Annotated in this window: 14 protein-coding genes; 3 read left to right on the top strand and 11 right to left on the bottom strand. The window is 59.6% G+C overall.

Annotation, left to right across the window (positions count from 1 at the left end):
• Positions 1 to 4: 4 nt before the first annotated feature.
• A complete protein-coding gene (locus FHX15_RS20950; RefSeq protein ID WP_184400287.1) occupies positions 5 to 1,858 on the bottom strand; it encodes an ABC transporter ATP-binding protein in 1,854 nt (617 codons plus the stop codon).
• Positions 1,859 to 2,164: 306 nt separating this feature from the next.
• Between FHX15_RS20950 and FHX15_RS20945 the strand changes: the two genes are divergently transcribed.
• Positions 2,165 to 3,034 (top strand): aldose 1-epimerase family protein, encoded by an 870-nt coding sequence (locus tag FHX15_RS20945; protein WP_184400286.1) that lies wholly within the window; start codon positions 2,165 to 2,167, stop codon positions 3,032 to 3,034.
• Positions 3,035 to 3,304: 270 nt separating this feature from the next.
• Positions 3,305 to 4,711 carry an FAD/NAD(P)-binding protein gene (locus tag FHX15_RS20940; protein WP_184400285.1) on the top strand — a complete coding sequence of 469 codons (1,407 nt, stop codon included), beginning with the start codon at positions 3,305 to 3,307 and terminating at the stop codon, positions 4,709 to 4,711.
• Between the two features lie 61 nt (positions 4,712 to 4,772).
• On the opposite strand, the gene FHX15_RS20935 is transcribed toward FHX15_RS20940, so the two are convergent.
• Genes FHX15_RS20935 through cyoA form a run of 5 tightly spaced genes read right to left on the bottom strand, consistent with a single transcriptional unit; the run spans position 4,773 to position 9,822 of the window.
• Positions 4,773 to 5,534, bottom strand: coding sequence for an SURF1 family protein (locus FHX15_RS20935; protein ID WP_184400284.1), 762 nt, complete (start codon positions 5,532 to 5,534; stop codon positions 4,773 to 4,775).
• A gap of 44 nt (positions 5,535 to 5,578) precedes the next feature.
• Positions 5,579 to 5,980, bottom strand: a complete 402-nt coding sequence (gene cyoD, locus FHX15_RS20930) for a cytochrome o ubiquinol oxidase subunit IV (RefSeq protein WP_184400283.1) — start codon at positions 5,978 to 5,980, stop codon at positions 5,579 to 5,581.
• Entirely contained in the window at positions 5,977 to 6,597 is a 621-nt protein-coding gene (gene cyoC / locus FHX15_RS20925) for a cytochrome o ubiquinol oxidase subunit III (protein ID WP_184400282.1), read from the bottom strand. The genes cyoD and cyoC overlap by 4 nt, the downstream gene beginning before the upstream one ends.
• A 6-nt stretch (positions 6,598 to 6,603) precedes the next feature.
• On the bottom strand, positions 6,604 to 8,607 hold the full coding sequence (gene cyoB, locus FHX15_RS20920; RefSeq protein ID WP_184400281.1) for a cytochrome o ubiquinol oxidase subunit I: 2,004 nt from the start codon (positions 8,605 to 8,607) through the stop codon (positions 6,604 to 6,606).
• 42 nt (positions 8,608 to 8,649) lie between these two features.
• Positions 8,650 to 9,822 (bottom strand): ubiquinol oxidase subunit II, encoded by a 1,173-nt coding sequence (cyoA, locus tag FHX15_RS20915; RefSeq protein WP_184400280.1) that lies wholly within the window; start codon positions 9,820 to 9,822, stop codon positions 8,650 to 8,652.
• A gap of 372 nt (positions 9,823 to 10,194) precedes the next feature.
• Here cyoA and FHX15_RS20910 point away from each other — a divergent pair, with 372 nt between their 5' ends.
• Positions 10,195 to 11,526 carry an MFS transporter gene (locus FHX15_RS20910; RefSeq protein ID WP_184400279.1) on the top strand — a complete coding sequence of 444 codons (1,332 nt, stop codon included), beginning with the start codon at positions 10,195 to 10,197 and terminating at the stop codon, positions 11,524 to 11,526.
• Between the two features lie 75 nt (positions 11,527 to 11,601).
• Here the strand turns inward: FHX15_RS20910 and FHX15_RS20905 are convergent, their stop codons facing one another.
• The 5 genes from FHX15_RS20905 to FHX15_RS20885 all read right to left on the bottom strand — a co-directional run bounded on the left by FHX15_RS20905 (position 11,602) and on the right by FHX15_RS20885 (position 18,667).
• Entirely contained in the window at positions 11,602 to 12,069 is a 468-nt protein-coding gene (locus FHX15_RS20905) for a cyclic nucleotide-binding domain-containing protein (protein ID WP_184400278.1), read from the bottom strand.
• A gap of 94 nt (positions 12,070 to 12,163) precedes the next feature.
• Positions 12,164 to 14,878 carry an ABC transporter transmembrane domain-containing protein gene (locus tag FHX15_RS20900; protein WP_184400277.1) on the bottom strand — a complete coding sequence of 905 codons (2,715 nt, stop codon included), beginning with the start codon at positions 14,876 to 14,878 and terminating at the stop codon, positions 12,164 to 12,166.
• Between the two features lie 194 nt (positions 14,879 to 15,072).
• Positions 15,073 to 16,203, bottom strand: coding sequence for a glycosyltransferase family protein (locus FHX15_RS20895; RefSeq protein ID WP_184400276.1), 1,131 nt, complete (start codon positions 16,201 to 16,203; stop codon positions 15,073 to 15,075).
• Positions 16,200 to 17,447: a glycosyltransferase family 4 protein gene (locus FHX15_RS20890; RefSeq protein WP_184400275.1), complete on the bottom strand. Its 1,248-nt coding sequence runs from the start codon at positions 17,445 to 17,447 to the stop codon at positions 16,200 to 16,202. The genes FHX15_RS20895 and FHX15_RS20890 overlap by 4 nt, the downstream gene beginning before the upstream one ends.
• 11 nt (positions 17,448 to 17,458) lie before the next feature.
• Entirely contained in the window at positions 17,459 to 18,667 is a 1,209-nt protein-coding gene (locus tag FHX15_RS20885; RefSeq protein WP_184400274.1) for a glycosyltransferase family protein, read from the bottom strand.
• Between the last annotated feature and the right edge of the window lie 77 nt (positions 18,668 to 18,744).

Genomic DNA, 18,744 nt, shown 5'->3' with positions numbered 1-18,744 from the left:
TTTCTTACGCGCTCAAAGCGTCGTCGCCCGGTCGCACCTGCAAATCGTAAAGCGCCTTATATCGTCCGCCGAGCGCCAGAAGCTCGTCATGCGTTCCCTGTTCGACGATGCGGCCGTCCTCGATGAAGAAGATCTTGTCGGCATGCATCAGCGAGCTCAGGCGATGGGCGACGATGATCGTGATACGATCGGCAGCGTAGCGGCGCATCGCGCCGCGGATGCGTTGCTCGGTGGCAGCGTCGATTGCTGCAGTGGAATCGTCGAACACCATCACGGCGGGTTTGAGCATCAACGCGCGGGCGATCGAAAGCCTCTGGCGCTGGCCGCCCGAAAGCGAAACGCCGCGCTCGCCTACGACCGTGCCATAGCCGGTCGGCAGGCCGAGCACATAATTGTGGAGCTGCGCGCTTTCGCTCGCCCGTTCGATGCGGCTTTCCTTGGCCCAGGGATCGCCATAGGCGATATTGTTTTCGATCGTCGTCGTGAACAGGAAGGAATCCTGCTGCACGACGGCGACGGAGCGGCGCAGCGACTTCAGTGTCGCCTTTCGGATGTCCTGACCATCGAGAGTAATCTTACCGCCGGTTGGGTCATAGAAGCGCGGAATGAGGTGCGCAAGCGTCGACTTGCCGCTGCCGGGCGGCCCGACGATGCCGATCGTCTCGCCGCGTCTGGCCTCGAAACTCACGTCATGCAGCACTTCGTGCATCGGTGAACTCGGATAGGCGAAACTGACATTTTCGAAGCGCAGCGTTCCGTCGACAATCGTCAATTCCTTCGCATCGGGCGCATCGCGCACGGCGATTTCGAGGTCCAGCAGCTCGAAAAGGCGTGTGCCGCAGGTCGAAGCGCGGGCAAAGGCATTGACCATCAGGCCGAGCTGGCGCACCGGCATCTGCAGGATGGTCATGAAAGTCAGGAATGAGGCGAGCGTACCGACAGTGATCTCGCCGGAATGAACCTTGCCACCGCCGATCCATAGAACCAGGCCCATTGCTGCAAAGAAGGAGAAGGTCATGGCGCTGGTGTTGATGACACGAATGCCGACGCGCTGATGGGCAAGTTCCAGCGCGTTCTTCGAGGCAAGTTCAAACTTCGAAAGCTCATGGTCCTGCGCTGCAAAGGCGCGAACGACGCGAATACCGCCGAGATTTTCCTCCATAATGCGCGTCAGCACCGACAGCCTCTGCTGCAGGTCGAGCCAGGTGGCGCGCAGGCGAAGCTGGGTGACGGAGGAGCGCCAGCCGACGAAGGGCACGAAGGAAAGCGCCAGCAGGCCGAGCACGACGTCCGTGGTCAAAAGCATGTAGGCGCCGATACCGATCAGCATGGTAAGCAGGAAGACGCGCACCAGTGCTGTCGAGAAATACATGCGTACACCTTCCAGATCGAGAAGGCCGACGGTGATGAGGTCGCCCGAATGGACAGTGTCGTGGAAGGAGAAGGAGAGGCGCTGGATCTTCTCGTAACAGGCGAGACGCAGCTCATAGCCCATATGGTGACCGACCGCCTCGCTAAAATAGTTTTGGATCATCGTGAAGATACCGCGCAAAACGCTGGCGCCGAGCAGCAGCAGCGCCGTCGTCAGCAGCGCATCCTGCGCCTGCTGCCCGACCGTGCCGCCGTGGAGCGCCACCTGCGTGTGGTCAACTGCCCGCCCGAGCAGGCGGGGGATCAGAAGCTGGAATGTTGACGCGATCAGCGTTGCGCCGATGGCAAGGCCTGCTTGCCAGGGATGGCGAAAGGCCATGACGATGATGCGGAACAGTGTGTAGAGGCCCTTGCCCCATCCTGCCGCGGTTGCAAGCGCCAACGAAGCCGAAGGCTTCGGCGCGCGTATGGACGCATCGCTGCTCACGGTATTTTTCCAATAGATGTGTGCTCGGACCAAATGGCCCGGAAAGACGGCAAATCCATGAAGGGATTGATAGCACGCCCACATTTGCCGATTCCGAAAGCGGGTTCAAGTAAAGAATTCACCAAGTGGTTATTTTTACGTGAGGCTTCCTCGCTTCGAATGGCGACGTCTCCGTGCGGCTCACTCAACACGCAAAAGGCGCATTCTTCCGCGGAAACGAAAATTCCAGGACGCTGCGCCACCAGTGGAAATCCGGTTGCCGGGCATGTATGGTCCGCTCGCCAACCAGCATGAAGAGGGTGTCCGATGTCATCCACGGTCCGGATTGCAAATCAGTTTCTTACTGTCGATATTTCCTCGCTCGGCGCGGAAATGCAGTCGCTGACGTCGAGCGACGGCCGCTCCTGGGTGTGGAACGGCGATGCTGCCTTCTGGACCGGCCGCTCGCCCATTCTCTTTCCGATGGTTGGCAAGGCGCCGAACGATACGCTGAAGGTTGGCGGTCACAGCGCGCCGATGGCACAGCATGGCTTCGCCCGGCGTAGCGACTTTACGCTGGTTTCCTCGTCAGAGACGATTTGCCGCTACGAGCTCGCCCCTTCGCAAGCGACGAAAGCGGTCTATCCCTTCGATTTCCTGCTGGCCGTCATTCATAGCCTCGAAGGTAGGACGTTGACGGTCGCTGCCGAAGTCACCAACCGCGATGACTGTCCGATGCCCTTCGGTCTCGGCTTCCACACGGCTTTCCTCTGGCCGCTGCCAGGTGCCAGAGGAAAACCCCATACCGTCACGCTGGACAACGGCGCCGAGCCGGCGCTTGTCCGGCTCGACGGTGGACTGATCTCGCCGAAAAGACTTGCTTCACCGTTCAAGGCGGGCAGCCTGGTGCTCGACTATTCGATGTTCGAGCAGGATGCGATGATCTTTCCCGAGGGGGCAGGCCCAGGCCTGCGGTATGAGGCCGAAGGCGGTCCGGCCATGCATTTCAGCTTCGAAAATCTGCCCAATCTGGCGCTCTGGACCAAGCCAGGCGCGCCCTTCCTTTGCATCGAGCCCTGGCACGGGACGGCCGCTGAGAATGGCGGTCCGGATGATTTGGAAGGTCGTCCTTATACGAAGCTGCTTGGCGCGGGCGAAACGGCGCGCTTTTCCTTCAGCACCGAAATCCTCGCATAGGAAGGCCTCATTTTCCTTTTTATCTGTGCGGGTTAGGCGGGTGGTAAAATAAACCTCTTGCCACCTTGCGCTTTTTTCGCTTTCATACACGACTAGTTTAATAGACTATATGCCAGGCGAGGGTGCCATTCTTGCCTGTGATGGCTCCGGAACGGAGCGGCCTGGCGGCGAACGTTTTGCTTGCCGCATGAACCTGCCCAACGCATGAGTTAAAATCCTGCGTTGAAACCTCGATCGAGACACATGCGGATGAGCCGCAAGGGAGTTGAGATGACGGTTCAGGGATTGTTTTCAGGCAAGGCCAACGCGGCGGCACAAATATCCGCTGTGCCACGCATCGCGATCGTTGGCCGCGGCTTTTCTGGTATGATGATGGCGGTGGCGCTGATGCGCACGGTGCGCACGCCTTTCCACCTTCAGCTTTTCGATCCGAACTCGACAGTCAATGGCGGTCAGGCGTTGGCCTCGGCACGATCCTCGACCATTCTTAACACACGCGTACGTGATCTCTCCGTTTCACTTGGCGATCCTGACGATTTCAACGACTGGCTCTGTAGCAACGCCGAGTTTCGCGCCGCCGTCCCTGCAGCGATTCCTGGATTCCGGCAGATTTTCGTTCCCAGGGAAATCTTTAGCGACTACGTCTACCAGCGCTTTTCCGAGGCACTCGCTACTCGCCGGGATATCACCGTTCAGGTCTGCCATGATCCGGTCGTGGCAATCCGCAGGAGCCATGGCAGCCGGTTCCTGCTTGAAAGCACAAATCCCTCCAATCCGCTTTTCGATACCGTGATCCTTGCCACCGGCTACGGCCTGCCTCGGCCCGAAGTCGGGGAGCAGGAGGTTTCGCCGGTCAGGGCGCAGCGCCTCGTCGCGCGGCCTCACACGGTACTGCTTGGTAGCGGCATCCGCGTCGTGGACCAACTGCTGCAGCTTCGCGATGCTGGCTATAGCGGCCAGGTAACGATCATTTCGAGGCACGGCTTCCTGCCGCAGAGCCACACGCCGAATTCCGCCGATCCAGTGTTCCCCGCCGAGGCGCTACCGCAAAGTCTGCCTGCCATCGTCAGCTTTATCCGCCAGGCCTGTCGTGAAGCGGAAGAGGAGGGGCGAAGCTGGCAGTCGGTCATGAACGGCCTTCGCAGGCACGCGCGCTCGCTCTGGCGATCGCTGCCAGCGCGAGAGAAGCGGCAGTTCAACAGGCATTTGCGCGCCATTTATGACAGCCACCGCAACCGCCTGCCAGAAGTCATGCATCTGCGCCTCAAGCGGGAGCTTGCCGAGGGCCGTACCGTGCTCAGACGCGGACGCGCTGGGCGCCGGGGTCTCAGCGGCCTGTTCTTCACACCTGCCGGTTCATCCAGCCAGGAGATCATCCATGCCGAACGCATCATCGATTGCCGTTGTCATGCACCAGATCTTTCGGCTCCCCTGATTGAGAGCCTGTTTGCGGCGCGTCTTGCCATGCCGGATGAGCTTGCGCTTGGCCTGGCAGTCAATGCCTGCGGCGAGCCGTTCCTGGACGATGGCGCGTCCGTCGATGGCCTCTTTGCGGTTGGCCCGCTCGGCCTCGGCAGTCTGCCGGACATCGATCTCGTGCCTGAGATTGTCACACAGACCTATTCGGCGGCTGAACGAATTGCGGAACGCTTTTATCCGCAAAGCCAGGCCGTCTGAGGAATCCATCGTTTACGCAGGAGCCGGCTGAAACGATCGGCCGCTTCGCTCGATGTCTCTCCTAGAGCGCGGCTCGGCGTGCCTTGACCTCGTTTCGCGCGATATAGACGAACAACCCCGCCACCATGATCGCCAGAACGTACCAGGTAATTGCATAGACGAGGTGGTTGTTCGGGAAATCGAGCACAGTCAATCCGCCCACGGGAAATCCGCCTGCATTTGGCGTTGCGTCAGCGTCGATGAAGAATGGAGCTGCGTCAGTGATGCCTCGCTTTCGGGCGATCGCGGTAACATCCCGTGAATACCAGCGGTCGTCCACCGGATCGTTGGAGCGTAGCAGCATGCCTTTGGGCTCGCTCATCCGCATCAGCCCCGTGACGCTGACCGGTTCGTCGGTCTGACCTTCCTGGCGTGAAGCCGGCTCGCGGCGGTCGCTTGGCACGAAACCGCGATTGATGAGGATGGCGCTACCGTCCTCAAGCTTGAGCGGCGTCAGCACCCAATAGCCGGCACCAAGCGCAGTCGATGCCGCGACCAACGTCTCCTTGTCGTTTTCGAAGGTGCCTGATGTTGTTACCCGCCGGTATTCATCATCGACGGCGTTGACCTTGCTCCAGTCGGATCGTGCGGGCGGTGCGACGGGTTCGGCATGGACGCGCGCATCGATGCGGGCGATCAGATCCAGTTTCCAGGAGAGACGATGGACCTGCCAGGTGCCAAGCGCGATCAGGACGGCGATGAGGGCCAGAAGGCAGGAGCCGAAGACCATGAGGGCGATCGCGGAACGCGGCCTGTTCTGTGGGTCGGAAGAGATATCGGTCATGGATAAACCGCAACGGGCGACGTTGCCGCCGCCCGCTCCTGCCGTTACGGCATGTTCTTCATCATTTCCGGGCTCATCGGCATCATGTTTGTATTCAGGTGGTACATGACCCAAAGCGAACCAGAAAGAGCGATCGCAACGATGATGATCGTGAAGATCAGGGCCATGATCGTCCAGCCGCCTTCCGACTTCATGTTCATGTGCAGGAAGAAAATCATATGGACGACAATCTGCACGGCGCCGAGCGCCATTACGAAGAGGGCTGTCACGATGTGGCTTTCGAAGACGCCTGCCATGACCAGCCAGAAGGGAATGGCGGTCAGGATGACGGACAGAACGAAGCCGGTGACATAGCTCTTGAAAGTGCCGTGTCCGGCCTGATGCCCGTGGCTATGGCCGTGGTGAGCCTCGTGGGCATCCTCGTGTGCGGGTGCTTGCGAACTCATCCAAGAACTCCCATCAGGTAAACGAATGAAAAGACGCCGATCCAGACGACGTCGAGGAAGTGCCAGAACATCGAAAGGCACATCAGGCGACGGCGGTTGGCCTCGATCAGGCCGTGCATGGACACCTGCACCATAAGCGTAATCAGCCAGATGATGCCGAATGTGACGTGCAGACCGTGCGTGCCGACCAGCGTGAAGAAGGACGACAGGAAGGCGCTGCGCTGTGGCCCTGCGCCCTCATGGATAAGGTTCACGAACTCATAGAGTTCGAGGCCGATAAAGGCTGCGCCGAAGAGGCCGGTTACGGCCAGCCAGAACAGCGTTTCCGCCTTTGCGTTGCGCTCCATCTGCAGCATTGCAAACCCGTAGGTAATGGAGGAGAGCAACAGCATTGAGGTGTTGATTGCCACCAGCCTCAGATCGAAGAGATCGGCTGGCGACGGACCGGCCGCATAGCTGCGGCCGAGCACGGCGTGTGTGGCAAACAGCACCGAGAAGATCAGGCAGTCGCTCATCAGGTAGAGCCAGAAGCCGAGATTGGTGCTGTTTTCCGGGTGATGGTCTTCCGTGAGGTAGAATTCAGGCTTTTCGGCCGTGTCGACAGTATGATCGCTCATGGTCTCTTACACCTGCTCGGCAAGCAGCTTGGTACGCCTGCCTTCCGTTTTGGTCACTTCGTCGGCGGGAATGTAAAAGTCGCGCTTGTAGTTGAACGTATGACCGATCGTGACGACGAAGAGGGCGACGACGGAGAGGACGACCAGCCACCACATGTACCAGATCAGGCCGAAGGCGAGCGCCACGTTGATGGCTGCCAGGATCGCGCCGGTGCCGGTGTTCTTCGGCATGTGGATCGGTTTGAAGCCGCCGAGCGGACGCTCGTAGCCGCGGTTCTTCATGTCATACCAGCTGTCGTGGTCATGCACGACCGGCGTGAATGCAAAATTGTAGTCCGGCGGCGGCGACGAGGTCGACCATTCCAGTGTGCGGCCATTCCACGGATCGCCGCTGTCATCACGCAGCTCTTCGCGCTTCATGAAGGAGACGACGATCTGGATGAGGAAGGCGGCAATGCCAAGCGCAATCAGGCCGACGCCGAAGGCGGCGATGATGAACCAGATCTGCAGCGACGGGTCTTCGAACTGGCTCATACGGCGAGTGACGCCCATCAGGCCGAGCACGTAAAGCGGCATAAACGCGAACCAGAAGCCGATCTGCCAGAACCAGAAGCTCATCTTGCCCCAGAAGGGATCGAGCTTGAAGCCGAAGGCTTTCGGGAACCAGTAATTCACACCAGCGAACATGCCGAACAGAACGCCGCCGATAATTACGTTATGGAAGTGCGCGATCAGGAAGAGCGAGTTGTGCAGCACGAAATCGGCCGGTGGAACGGCAAGCATCACGCCGGTCATGCCGCCGATGACGAAGGTCACCATGAAACCGACGGTCCACAGCATCGGCACTTCGTAGCGGATACGACCGCGATACATGGTGAAGAGCCAGTTGAACATCTTCGCCCCGGTCGGGATCGAGATGATCATCGTGGTGATGCCGAAGAAGGAATTGACGGAAGCGCCCGAACCCATCGTGAAAAAGTGGTGCAGCCACACGAGATAGGACAGGATCATGATCACGCAGGTGGCGTAGACCATCGAAGCGTAGCCGAACAGGCGCTTGCCGCAAAAGGTCGCGACCACTTCCGAGAAGATGCCGAAGGCCGGCAGCACAAGGATATAGACTTCCGGGTGGCCCCAGATCCAGATGAGGTTGACATACATCATCGGATTGCCGCCGAGGTCGTTCGTGAAAAAGTTCGTACCGGCATAGCGGTCGAGCGACAGGAGAGCGAGCGTCGCCGTCAGGATCGGGAAGGAAGCAACGATCAGGATGTTGGTGCAGAGCGACGTCCAGGTGAAGACCGGCATCTTCATGAAGGTCATACCCGGAGCACGCATCTTTACGATCGTGGCAATCAGGTTGATACCCGACAACGTCGTTCCCACGCCGGCGACCTGCAGACCCCAGATATAATAGTCGACGCCGACACCGGGACTGTAGGCAGCACCGGAAAGCGGCGGATAGGCGAGCCAGCCGGTCTGGGCGAACTCACCGATGAAGAGCGAGATCATGATGATAATCGCCCCGGCCGTCGTCATCCAGAACGAGAAGTTGTTGAGGAACGGGAAGGAGACGTCGCGCGCGCCGATCTGCAGCGGCACCACGAAGTTCATCAGGCCGGTGACGAAGGGCATCGCCACGAAGAAGATCATGATAACGCCATGCGCCGTGAAGATCTGGTCGTAATGGTGCGGCGGGAGATAGCCTTCGTTGCCGTTGAAGGCGACCGCCTGCTGGCCACGCATCAGAAGGGCGTCGGAAAAGCCGCGCAACAGCATGATGACGGCCAGGATCACATACATGATGCCGATCTTCTTGTGATCGACGCTGCAGATCCAGTCGTTCCAGAGCGAACCCCAAAACTTGAAATAGGTGATGATGGCGAGCACCGCGATGGCGCCGATGACGACGCCGATGAAAGTCACGACCAAAATCGGTTCGTGATACGGGATCGCGTCGAGGGTCAACCGGCCGAAGATGAACTTCAGGAGGTCAGGATTGGAAAACATGGAACAACCCGTTCGTTATGTCTTGCGACGCAAAGCGCCAGGTTAATTGTTATTGTTGAGCTGCGCCGGCGCCGGATTTCCGCCGTCACCCACGCCGGGAGAATGGCCATCATGCTGCATGTCCATTCCGGGCATCTTCTGCATATCGTGCTGCCCCTCATTGCTACCGCCCTCGCGAGGAGGTTCGGCGCGGGAAGGAGCGCCGGTTGCGGGCACCGTCGCGCCGGGGGCGACAACGCCTTCCTTCGCATAGCGGTTGTCGTAGGTGAGTTTTTCCCGGTTTCCTTCGCTTTCCTTGCCGCCGCCACCCATCATGTCGATGTGCATCATCTCGTTCATGCACATCTTGCCGGGCGTGGCGCACATGTTGAGGATCGCGTTGTAAAGGTCGGCATCAGCGCCGGCATAATAGCGCACCGGCTCCTTCTCGCTCGGCTTTTCAAGCTTCAGATAGGCTTCGCGGTTCAACATCGTGCCCCGCTGCTTCACCTGCGCCACCCAGGCGTCAAAGCCCTGCTGGTTTAGGCCGTGGAATTTGAAGCGCATATTCGAGAAACCTGCGCCGCTGTAATTGGCAGAGAAGCCCTCATACTCGCCTTCTTTATTGATGACGGCATGCAGCCTCGTCTGCATGCCGGGCATGGCGTAGATTTGGCCGGCGAGCGCAGGGATGAAGAATGAGTTCATTACCGAGGAGGCCGTGATCTTGAAATCGATCGGGACATCGACCGGCGCTGCGAGTTCGTTAACGGTCGCGACGCCGAGATCTGGGTAGATGAACAGCCACTTCCAATCGAGCGCAACGACCTCGACGGTCAGCGGCTTGATATCTGCGGGAACGGCGCGATCGGCATCGATGCGGTCGAGCGGCCGGAACGGATCGAGCTTGTGCGTGGATATCCAGGTCACCGCGCCAAGCGCGATGATGATGGCGAGCGGTGCCGCCCAGATCACGATTTCGAGGCGCGTGGAGTGGTGCCATTCGGGCGCGTAGTTCGCAGCCGCGTTAGTGCGCCGGTAACGCCAAGCGAAAAACAGCGTGAGGAAGATCACCGGAATGATGATCAAAAGCATCAGCACCGTGGAGACGATGATGAGGTCGCGCTGTTGGACGGCGATATCGCCGGAGGGCGACAAGACCACCATGTTGCATCCTGCCAAAAAAAACAGCGGCAAGACTAATAGAAGGCGGGAAAACTTTGGCAGTTTTTGCACGTCTCTAAGCTCTTTTTGTTTCGTTCTATTGCCGACTAAAGCACTGGCACGAGCAGCGATATGAGGTCTTTGGTCGCAGTGCAACATGCTTTTTGCACTGCGGGAGAGCCAGCTGGCGCGACGCCTCTGAAATCCTGATGAAATCGTGAAGGAATCCCGTCGGCGCCGGCTTCTGTATATCCGAATTGGTGGACGTTGCCCAATAAAACTGTGGAATAGGTCGCGTGTTCCCGCGGTGCCGATTCAGGCCCATGGTTTTTGACGAGCGCAGATCACTATTTGCGCTGTCGGGACTTGATAAGCTGCAGATATGGAACAAGATCAGCTTGAGGTGCTTTGTCACAAGCACCTTGAACGAGGGAGGCGTTTCATATGGCTACTGCCACACATTTAGGACCATCATCTTCATCGCTGGAACGGGATGCGCGGCGCATCCATGATGACAAGCCAGTCTCGCCTGGCAGCATCGCAGTCGGCGTGGTGATCGGTCGCATGTCGGAGTTTTTTGATTTCTTCGTTTACGGCCTCGCATCCGTACTTGTCTTTCCACAGCTCATCTTTCCCTTCGCGCCGGACCGGTTGACAGGCACGCTCTATTCCTTTGCGATTTTTTCGCTGGCCTTCCTCGCCCGTCCCGTCGGATCCGTCGTCTTTATGACGATCGACCGCTTCTACGGACGTGGCACAAAGCTGACCATCGCCCTTTTCCTGCTCGGCGGCTCGACGGCATCGATCGCCTTCCTGCCGGGATTTGATGAAATCGGCTACTGGTCGATCGCGCTGCTGGCGCTCTTCCGGCTCGGCCAGGGCTTTGCACTTGGTGGTGCATGGGATGGTCTCGCCTCGCTTCTCGCCCTCAATGCACCGCCCAACCACCGCGGCTGGTATGCGATGATCCCGCAGCTCGGCGCGCCGATCGGCTTTGCGCTGGCGAGCATCCTGTTCGGTTACTTCGTCGCCAACCTTTCCTCGGAAGACTTCCTTTCATGGGGCTGGCGTTATCCGTTCTTCGTTGCCTTTGCGATCAACGTCGTTGCGCTCTTTGCGCGTCTTCGTCTCGTCATGACCAAGGAGTTCGGCACGCTGCTGGAACAGCATGAACTTGAAGCCGCGCCGATCCTGGACGTGCTGCGCGTCCACGGCCGCGATATCCTGATCGGCGCTTTCGTGCCGCTGGCGAGCTTTGCCATGTTCCACCTGGTGACGATCTTCCCGCTCGGCTGGGTGAGCCTGCACAGCGATCGGCCGGTCGGTGCCTTCATGGTGGTGCAGGTCATCGGTGCCATTGTCGGCATTATCGCCATCATAGCCTCGGGCTTGATTGCCGACCGCATCGGCCGCCGCGCTCAGCTCGCCATCTGTGCCGTCCTGATCGCAATCTTCAGCTTTGTCGGGCCGCTGCTGATCGGTGCCGGCAATAGCGGGCACGATGCCTATGTCATTATCGGCTTCGGCGTACTCGGACTTTCCTTCGGACAGGCGACTGGCTCGATCTCGTCGCGCTTCGGCCGAGGCTATCGCTACACCGGCGCGGCCTTCACCTCCGACCTTGCCTGGCTCGTTGGCGCCGGCTTCGCGCCGCTGGTGGCTCTCAGCCTGTCGAGCCGGTTCGGTCTCGCCTTCGCCGGATACTACCTGCTGTCGGGCGCGATCTGCACGCTGGCGGCTCTCGCCTTTAGCAAGGCGCTGGAGCAGCGCGAATAGCACGTATAAAGTCAATAGCGAGGGTCCGCCTGGAAAATCCTGGCGGACCTTTTGTCCGGGGTTGTTATTGAGACTCTACTGCGCCATCTGCGGCTGCTTGGCGGCGCGGGCGGCGGTCAATTCGGCGGTGGTGTGATTGAGACGGTCGGCAAGCACGCGCATGATCTCTACGGCCATTTCCGGGAAGTCGCTCAAAAGCTTGAGGAAATGTTCCTTGTTGATGCGTAGGACTTCGAGCGGCGAGGTGGCACGCACGGTCGCGGTACGCGAAACGTCGCAGAGAATGGCGATTTCGCCGACAATGGAATTGACCTCGACATCGGCGACCTTGATTTCGCCGGCAGGCGAGGAGACGAGGATATCAGCGGTTCCCGAAAGAACGACATAAGCGGCGTCGCCGACGTCGCCCTGGTGAAACAGGTTCTGGCCGGGGCGGTAGGTCATGCGATCGGAGGTGAAGGCCAAGAGCTTGAGTTTTGCTGGTGCAATCCTTGAGAAGATCGGCACCCGCCGCAGCATTTCGACTTCATCTCTTAACAGCATGAGCGTTACAACCTCCTGCCGCATGGTCCATGATCATGCGCTAAAATCAACCGATACGCCTTGCTGGCGCTGTCTCTGCCGCCCCAATAGAATATTACGATAACAGTTCCTTGAACATACCGTTTTTCTCGGAAAGTTCGGGATAGTTGCCCGCCTCGGCAAGATTGCCGCGATCGAAGAGCAAAACACGATCAAAGATTTCGGCAAGCTTGGCGTTAGACAGAACCCAGATGATAGCCGGGCGCTTGCCTTCCTCGTGCAGGCCTTCGATGATGTTACGGGTGATCTGGTCCTGGATGCGCTGGTCGAGTGCCGGGATCGGCCGGTTGAAGATGAAGTAGTCGGAGCGCTTGAGTAGTGTGCGGGCGAGATTGAGCTTCTGCCGCTGTACTCCTGTCAGTCGTTTGCCACCGGAGCCCACATCGAATTCCAGTCCGATCGACAATACGTCGTCATAAAGATCGAGCGCATCGAAGAGCTCACCCATGATGACGCGGATGCGGTCGGAGGCATCAGCCTGCTGATAGGCGATGCGGCCGAAGAGCACATTATCCATAAGGCTCGCGGAGGCCGTGAAGCGGCTGATGTCATAACGCTCGATCAGTTCGGCGAGGTCGCTTGGAATGTTCTCGTGAAACTGCTTGCGAGCGTCGACGATCTTGTCCATCAGCGCCTGGGTCAAGAGACCGAAGCGGTGCCGCGGTTCGATATAGGCGAAGCTCAGGCGAATGATGCTTGCCCTGTCTTCCGGCGTCGCATCCTCGAAACGTTTGCCCTGTAGCTTCTGCAGCAACGCCTGGTAGGTCGGAATGTCGTCCGCGGTCATGAAGGTCAGCTGCTGGAAGAAAGGGTGGTCCGGCGGCAGGTCGTGGAACAGTTCCACCGCATTCTCCGCAATCTCCAGGCCCATCGCGTAGAGATCGGTACTCAGTCCGGTGTCGCGGAAGAGTTGTTGGAAATAGGGATGGCCGGCAAGCCGGCGGTTGTTCATCAGCGGCCGCTTCATTGTGCCGAACAGTAGGTTTTCGCCGACGGTCGCCTGTGCGTTATAAGAGTCGAAATCGAATGGCACGACGATGGCGTCGAGATTCTCCTTGGCGAGCCGCTCGCGCAGTGATCTGCGAAGTTCCACGATATGACTGCCGAGTGCGGTATGAACCTCCGTATTGACGGTGGAGCGCAGCGCCAGATCCAGAATATCCTGCGACATCATTACCGCGTCGAGCACCGGCCGGATCGCCTTCAGCAGGTCTTCGGGTCCGTTGGCGCCGGCTGCCGTATAGTCCACCCAGTCGCTGTTGAGGTCGAGCGTCGGATTACCGGCCTTCTGCGATTCCGCGACGTACCATTTATATTCTTGAGCCGCCTTGCCGTCATATTCAGGTTCTTTCATCGGGGCATGTTTGAGCCCGTAGAGGAGGTTGTCGCGCAGCGTGCCGTGGAAGAAATAGCTTTCGGCAGATGCATAGGAGATGCGCCGTCCGGTGATCGATTCCGGCAGCTCCAGAAGATCTTGTCCGTCGATAGTGATGCGGCCGGAATCCGGCCATACGAGGCGCCCGAGCGCTTCTGCGAAAGCTTCCGCACCACTGCCGTTCGGCCCGACGATCGCGACTGTCTCGTTCGGCTTGATCTCGACCGAGACATGATCGACGAGGCGTGCGCCACTGTCGTCGCTGACTGAAAGGTTGGTAACGACGAGCGCGCTGGTCAGCGGCGCGATCGGCGTCCTGGCAAGCTCCTGAATGCGGCTGTCGATCAAGGGCTCGACATTGAACTGCTCGTAGACCTGCGCATACTTGACCTGTACGTCCTGGCGCATCTGGTCCCAGTCGATCAGTTCCTTCAATGGGCCGGGAAGATCCTTGTAGGCGGAAATGACGGCGACGAGCTGACCGATGTCGAGCCGGCCCTGGAGCGCCAGATAACCGCCGATTGCGTAGAACAGGAAGGGTGTGACCTGGGCAAGGAAGTTGTTGATGAACTTCACCAGGAACTTCCATTGATAAAGATCGTAGCGGATCGAGAAGATACGGCCGAGACGAGTGGCTATATCGGCTCGTTCGAGGTTCGACGTGTCGTTGCCATGGATCGTGCCGATACCTTCGACGATCTCGCCAACCCGGCCGGACAACTCGCGGGCGGTCAGCTGACGCTGGCGGCCGAGTTCAAGTAGGCGCTTGCGCATGCGGGGAATGACCACCGCCTGAACGCCGACGATTGCAGCCGCAATCATGCCCAGCCAGAAGTTCTGGATGATGATGAAGGCAAGCGCAGTGACCGCCTGGCCGCCGAGCAGGGCTGGCGAGACGAAGGCATCGCCCGTGAAGCCGCCCATCGGCTCCACCTCATCCTTGATCATGGTGGCGATCTCGGCGGATTTCACCCGCTTGAAATGGGCGGGCGGGAAGCGCAGCACGCGATCGATGAGCTCGAATCGAATACGGCGCAGCATGCGCTCGCCGAGCCGGCCCTTGTAGGTGTTGATGTAGAACTTGAAGAGGCCGTTCAGCACGACAAGCGCCAGGAAGACCAGGCTCAGCGCCATCAGCATCTGCAGGCGGTTAAGCTCCAGGCCCTTGAAGAGTTCGACATGCCCGATTAGCGGGATGTCGTAGGCTATGTGCATGAAAGTCTGTCTTGCGCCCGGTCCTTCGAAGCCGTCACCTTGAATAGGCCCGTTGACGATCTGCTTCGGCAGGTCGAATGACAGGAAGTAAGGCACCATGGAGGCTGCGACGACCAGCAAAATCCAGAGCTGCTGCAGCCGCGTGTTCTTCCAGATGTAGCGCGCGAGGCTTTTTTCCATGGTTAACCATCAGACTGTGGGAAAAGTCCGTACAGCGATCCTGATGCTGAGGAAGGGGGAATCTCCGAGTACAGGACCATGCAGTCAGACCGCCGATATCGCAACGAAAACAAGGCGGAGCGGACTCATGTCAAAACGCCGATTCTCGCCGGAAATTTTCTTATATCACATGAATTTTGGAATAGGCGAGGGTTTCAGCCGATCATTGAGCGAATGATGGCTGCAGTTTTTGCGGCTCCATCGAGATCGAGGCGAACGGCCGGACGCGGCGGGGCTGCAAGTGCCCGCTCGATAGCAGCTTTGACGTCATTGAGGGTCAGCCCTTTTTCCGGCAGGATTTCGGCAAGGCCTAGCGCCTGCAATCGTTCGGCGCGCACGGTCTGTTCCGTCTCCCCGTCCGCCACGAAGGGGATGAGGATTGAGCGGCATTGGGTGCGCAAGAGATCACCCACTGTGTTGTAGCCGGCCTGCGAGATCGAGACTTTCGCGCCGCGCAGCAGCGAGGGGAAATCCTTGCGGAACCGCACCACTGTGACGTTGGCAGGCGCGTCCGATAGCGCGGAAAAATCGGCGGCGGGAAGGTTAGGTCCGGCAATCAGCAGCCAGCGAAGATTGGCGGGCAGCAAGGCTGCCGCGTCGCGCGCGGCGCGGATCAGTTCCGCTCCGACAGCGCCGCCGCCCGCTGAAGCGATGATGTCGAATGTCTCTGGCGGTTCCGGCGCGGGCGGCGGAGCAACGAGACCGGTATAGCGCAGTCGGTCGGCGATCTCGGCCGTCAGGGGAAACGTATCTTCCAGACGTACAAACTCCGGATCGCCGTGGATAAGTACCGCGTCAAAGTGCTCCTTGACCAGCTTGACCGTTTCCTCGTCGCGGCCAGGCTTGCGGTTTTCCTGCAGGATGTCGCGCACCGAACTTAAAAGCTTCGGCCGGGGCTCGGCCTTCGCGATCGCACCGAGCAGCGGCAGCAGCTCGAAGCGCATCTGTCGGCGGCCGAAGGGGAAGGCCTCGATGATCACGACATCGGGCTTTGCCTCCTCAAAGGCCTGCAAAAGCAGGTCACGGCGCCGGGAAAGAAATTCTTCGCCTGCCGCCCGCCCGTCGGCGTCGGCGAGACCGGAGAAGCCGACATTGCTGGCGACGACAGCCGGTAGTTCGATAGTCTTCACACCTTCGCCTGGAAAGCCCGGCACGGGCAGGCCACCGGTGACGACGGTGACCGCGAAGCCGTCTTTGACCAACGCATTGGCGATGCGGCTGGCACGGGCGATATGGCCGATGCCGAGCAGATGCTGGACATAAAAGAAGATGCGGGGGGCCGTCATGACACCTTCTGCCATTCTGCTTCGAACAAACTGCTCAACTGCCGGATGCTGGAATGATAATCGAAATGGCCGCGAACGCGCTCCTCGGCCGCATCGCCCAGCCGTTTGCGCATATTCGGATTGCGGATTGCCGTCTCGAGCGCCTTTGCAAGGGCTGCCGGATCTTCCGGCGGCACGATGAGGCCGTTCTCGCCGTCGATGAGCAGCTCCGGCACGCCGGAGACGTTGGTAGAAAGACACATGAGCCGCTGGCTGGAAGCCTCGACTAGCACGTTCGGCAGACCATCGCGATCGCCATTGGCGGCGATGCGGCAAGCGAGCGCGAAGATGTCGGCGCGGCGATAGTGATCGAGCACATCTTCCTGCGCCAGCGCACCCTTCCAGGCGATGCGCTCGGCAAGCCCGAGTTCGCCAGCAAGTTCTTTTAGCTCGGAAAGCCCTTCGCCGCCGCCGATATGGTCCATGCGCCAGTTGATGTCCCCAGGCAGCAAGGCCAGCGCGCGCAGCAGCACGTCGTAGCCCTTCTTTTCCACCGCCCGACCAACGCTGAGGATGAAGGCGGGATCTGCAGGATCGCTGCCGTCGCGGTTCGAGCGTTCGTCGGCAAAATGGCCGAAGCGGGCAAGATCAAGGCCATGATAACTGAGATGCACCGCATCCTTGCGACCCGTCAGCGCCTTCATGTGCTCGTAGCCGGTGCGGGTACAAGTCACGGCCCATCGGGCACTGTCGAGCTTCTGGCTGAGGTCCCAATCGGGCGAGGTCCAGATATCCTTGGCATGGGCTGAGCATGTCCAGGGGGTGCCGGTCAATATGCTCGCATATTCGGTCACCGATGATGGCGTGTGAATGAAATGGGCATGCAGCCACTCGCCCTGATCAGGCCATTCGCGTGCCAGGACCAGCGCCTGGCCAAGCCGGCGGAAGCGGTTGCGCGAAATATCGCGCGGCAGATCGGCGAAGAAGCGCTTCATCAGGACCCCGAAACGCGGCTTGGAAAAGCCGGAAATGAGGCCTTTCAGCACGCGGATCGGCTCCTCGTGCAGATATTCTGGCAAGTAGACGACACGCGCCTTGATTTCGTCATGCACGGGATGACGCTTCTTGTCGGTCGGCCGGCGCATGGAAATCAACGTCAGGTCGAAGCCGGCTTTTTCGAGGCCTAGCAACTCCTGGGCGATAAAGGTTTCCGAAAGGCGGGGATAGCCTTTCAGCACGACGAGAATCTTGCGGCGTGGCGGCAAAGGACGGCTCTTTATTCTGCGCCGACGAGGGAAAGATGGCGCCCGTGGCCGTCGAGCCATGTGCCAACGGTGCGGGAGATATGATCCAGCCCCTCTAGGTGCATATTGCAGCCGCTCTTTGACGGCGGCAGCCGCGAAGGCAGGCGTTTCAGCGTTTCCGCCATGACGGAAGGGTCGGCCGATTGCTCGGGCAGCAGCATGTCGACGAGGCCGAGCTCGCTCGCGCGCCGGGCGCGCAGAAGCTGCTCCTCGCGTGGGGCAACGCGTGGCACGACGAGCGCCGGCTTGTCGAACGAAAGGATTTCGCAATAGGTGTTGTAACCCCCCATGGCGACAACGGCAGTGGCGCCGTCGATCAGTTCTTCCATATGATTGTCGAACTCGATCACCTCGATATAGGGAATCTTCTCGCCCTTCTTGACGAGTTTCGTCCGTTCGGCCACCGGCATATAGGGGCCGAGCACGACAAGCGCCTTTTGCGTCAGCGTCGGATCGGCTTCATAGGCGTTCATCACATCGTGAACGAGGTCGGAGCCGTCGCCACCGCCGCCCGTGGTGACGAGGATATAATCGTCCTTGCGGGCGTTCAGCGAATTCTTGCCCTTGGAGACACTGCGCTGCAGGAAGCCGACGAAATCCATTTTGCGACGAACGCCCGAGGGCACGTCGAGGCCGACAAGCGGATCGTAGAAATCCGGCGGTCCGTAGACCCAGATACTATCGTAATATTGGTCGATCTTCTGCATGACGCTGTTCTTTTTCCACTCGGCTTCGAGCAGATGCGGCGCGTCCATGATCTCGCGAAGGCCGAGCACGAGAACGGTGCCGCGCGCCTTCAGATAGGCAAGCGTATCCTCGACCTCGCCCTTCAGCCCCATCGGCTCCTTATCGACGATGAAGATATCCGGCTGGAAAGTCTCGGCAGTGTGGCGGATGCTCGACTCGCGCATCTTCAGCGTATCCTGAAGATCGATGTGGCTGGCAAGCGAGGTATATTCGCCGTTGCGGAGCTTGATGACGCTCGGGATCTTTACAAAATCGACGCGGGCACGGTAGTCGAAAGCCCCGGCGATCGTCGCACCTGAAATGATCAGGATGTTAAGGCCGCGATAATCCTCGACGAGGGCATGGGCGATTGCCCGACAGCGGCGCAGGTGGCCAAGGCCGAAAGTATCGTGGCTGTACATGAGGATGCGCGCATCTTCGAGACGTCTGGCCATAGGCGTGCCCCTTGAGGTGGACGACATACTTCTACCACCCCCGCGGTTCGGAGGCCATGAACGGGCGGATGCGAAGC

Origin of the sequence: Rhizobium sp. BK650, assembly GCF_014195325.1 — a bacterium.
Classification (GTDB): domain Bacteria; phylum Pseudomonadota; class Alphaproteobacteria; order Rhizobiales; family Rhizobiaceae; genus Rhizobium.
Note: the sequence above shows the minus strand (reverse complement) of the source record. Positions and strands in the feature narration are given on the sequence as shown.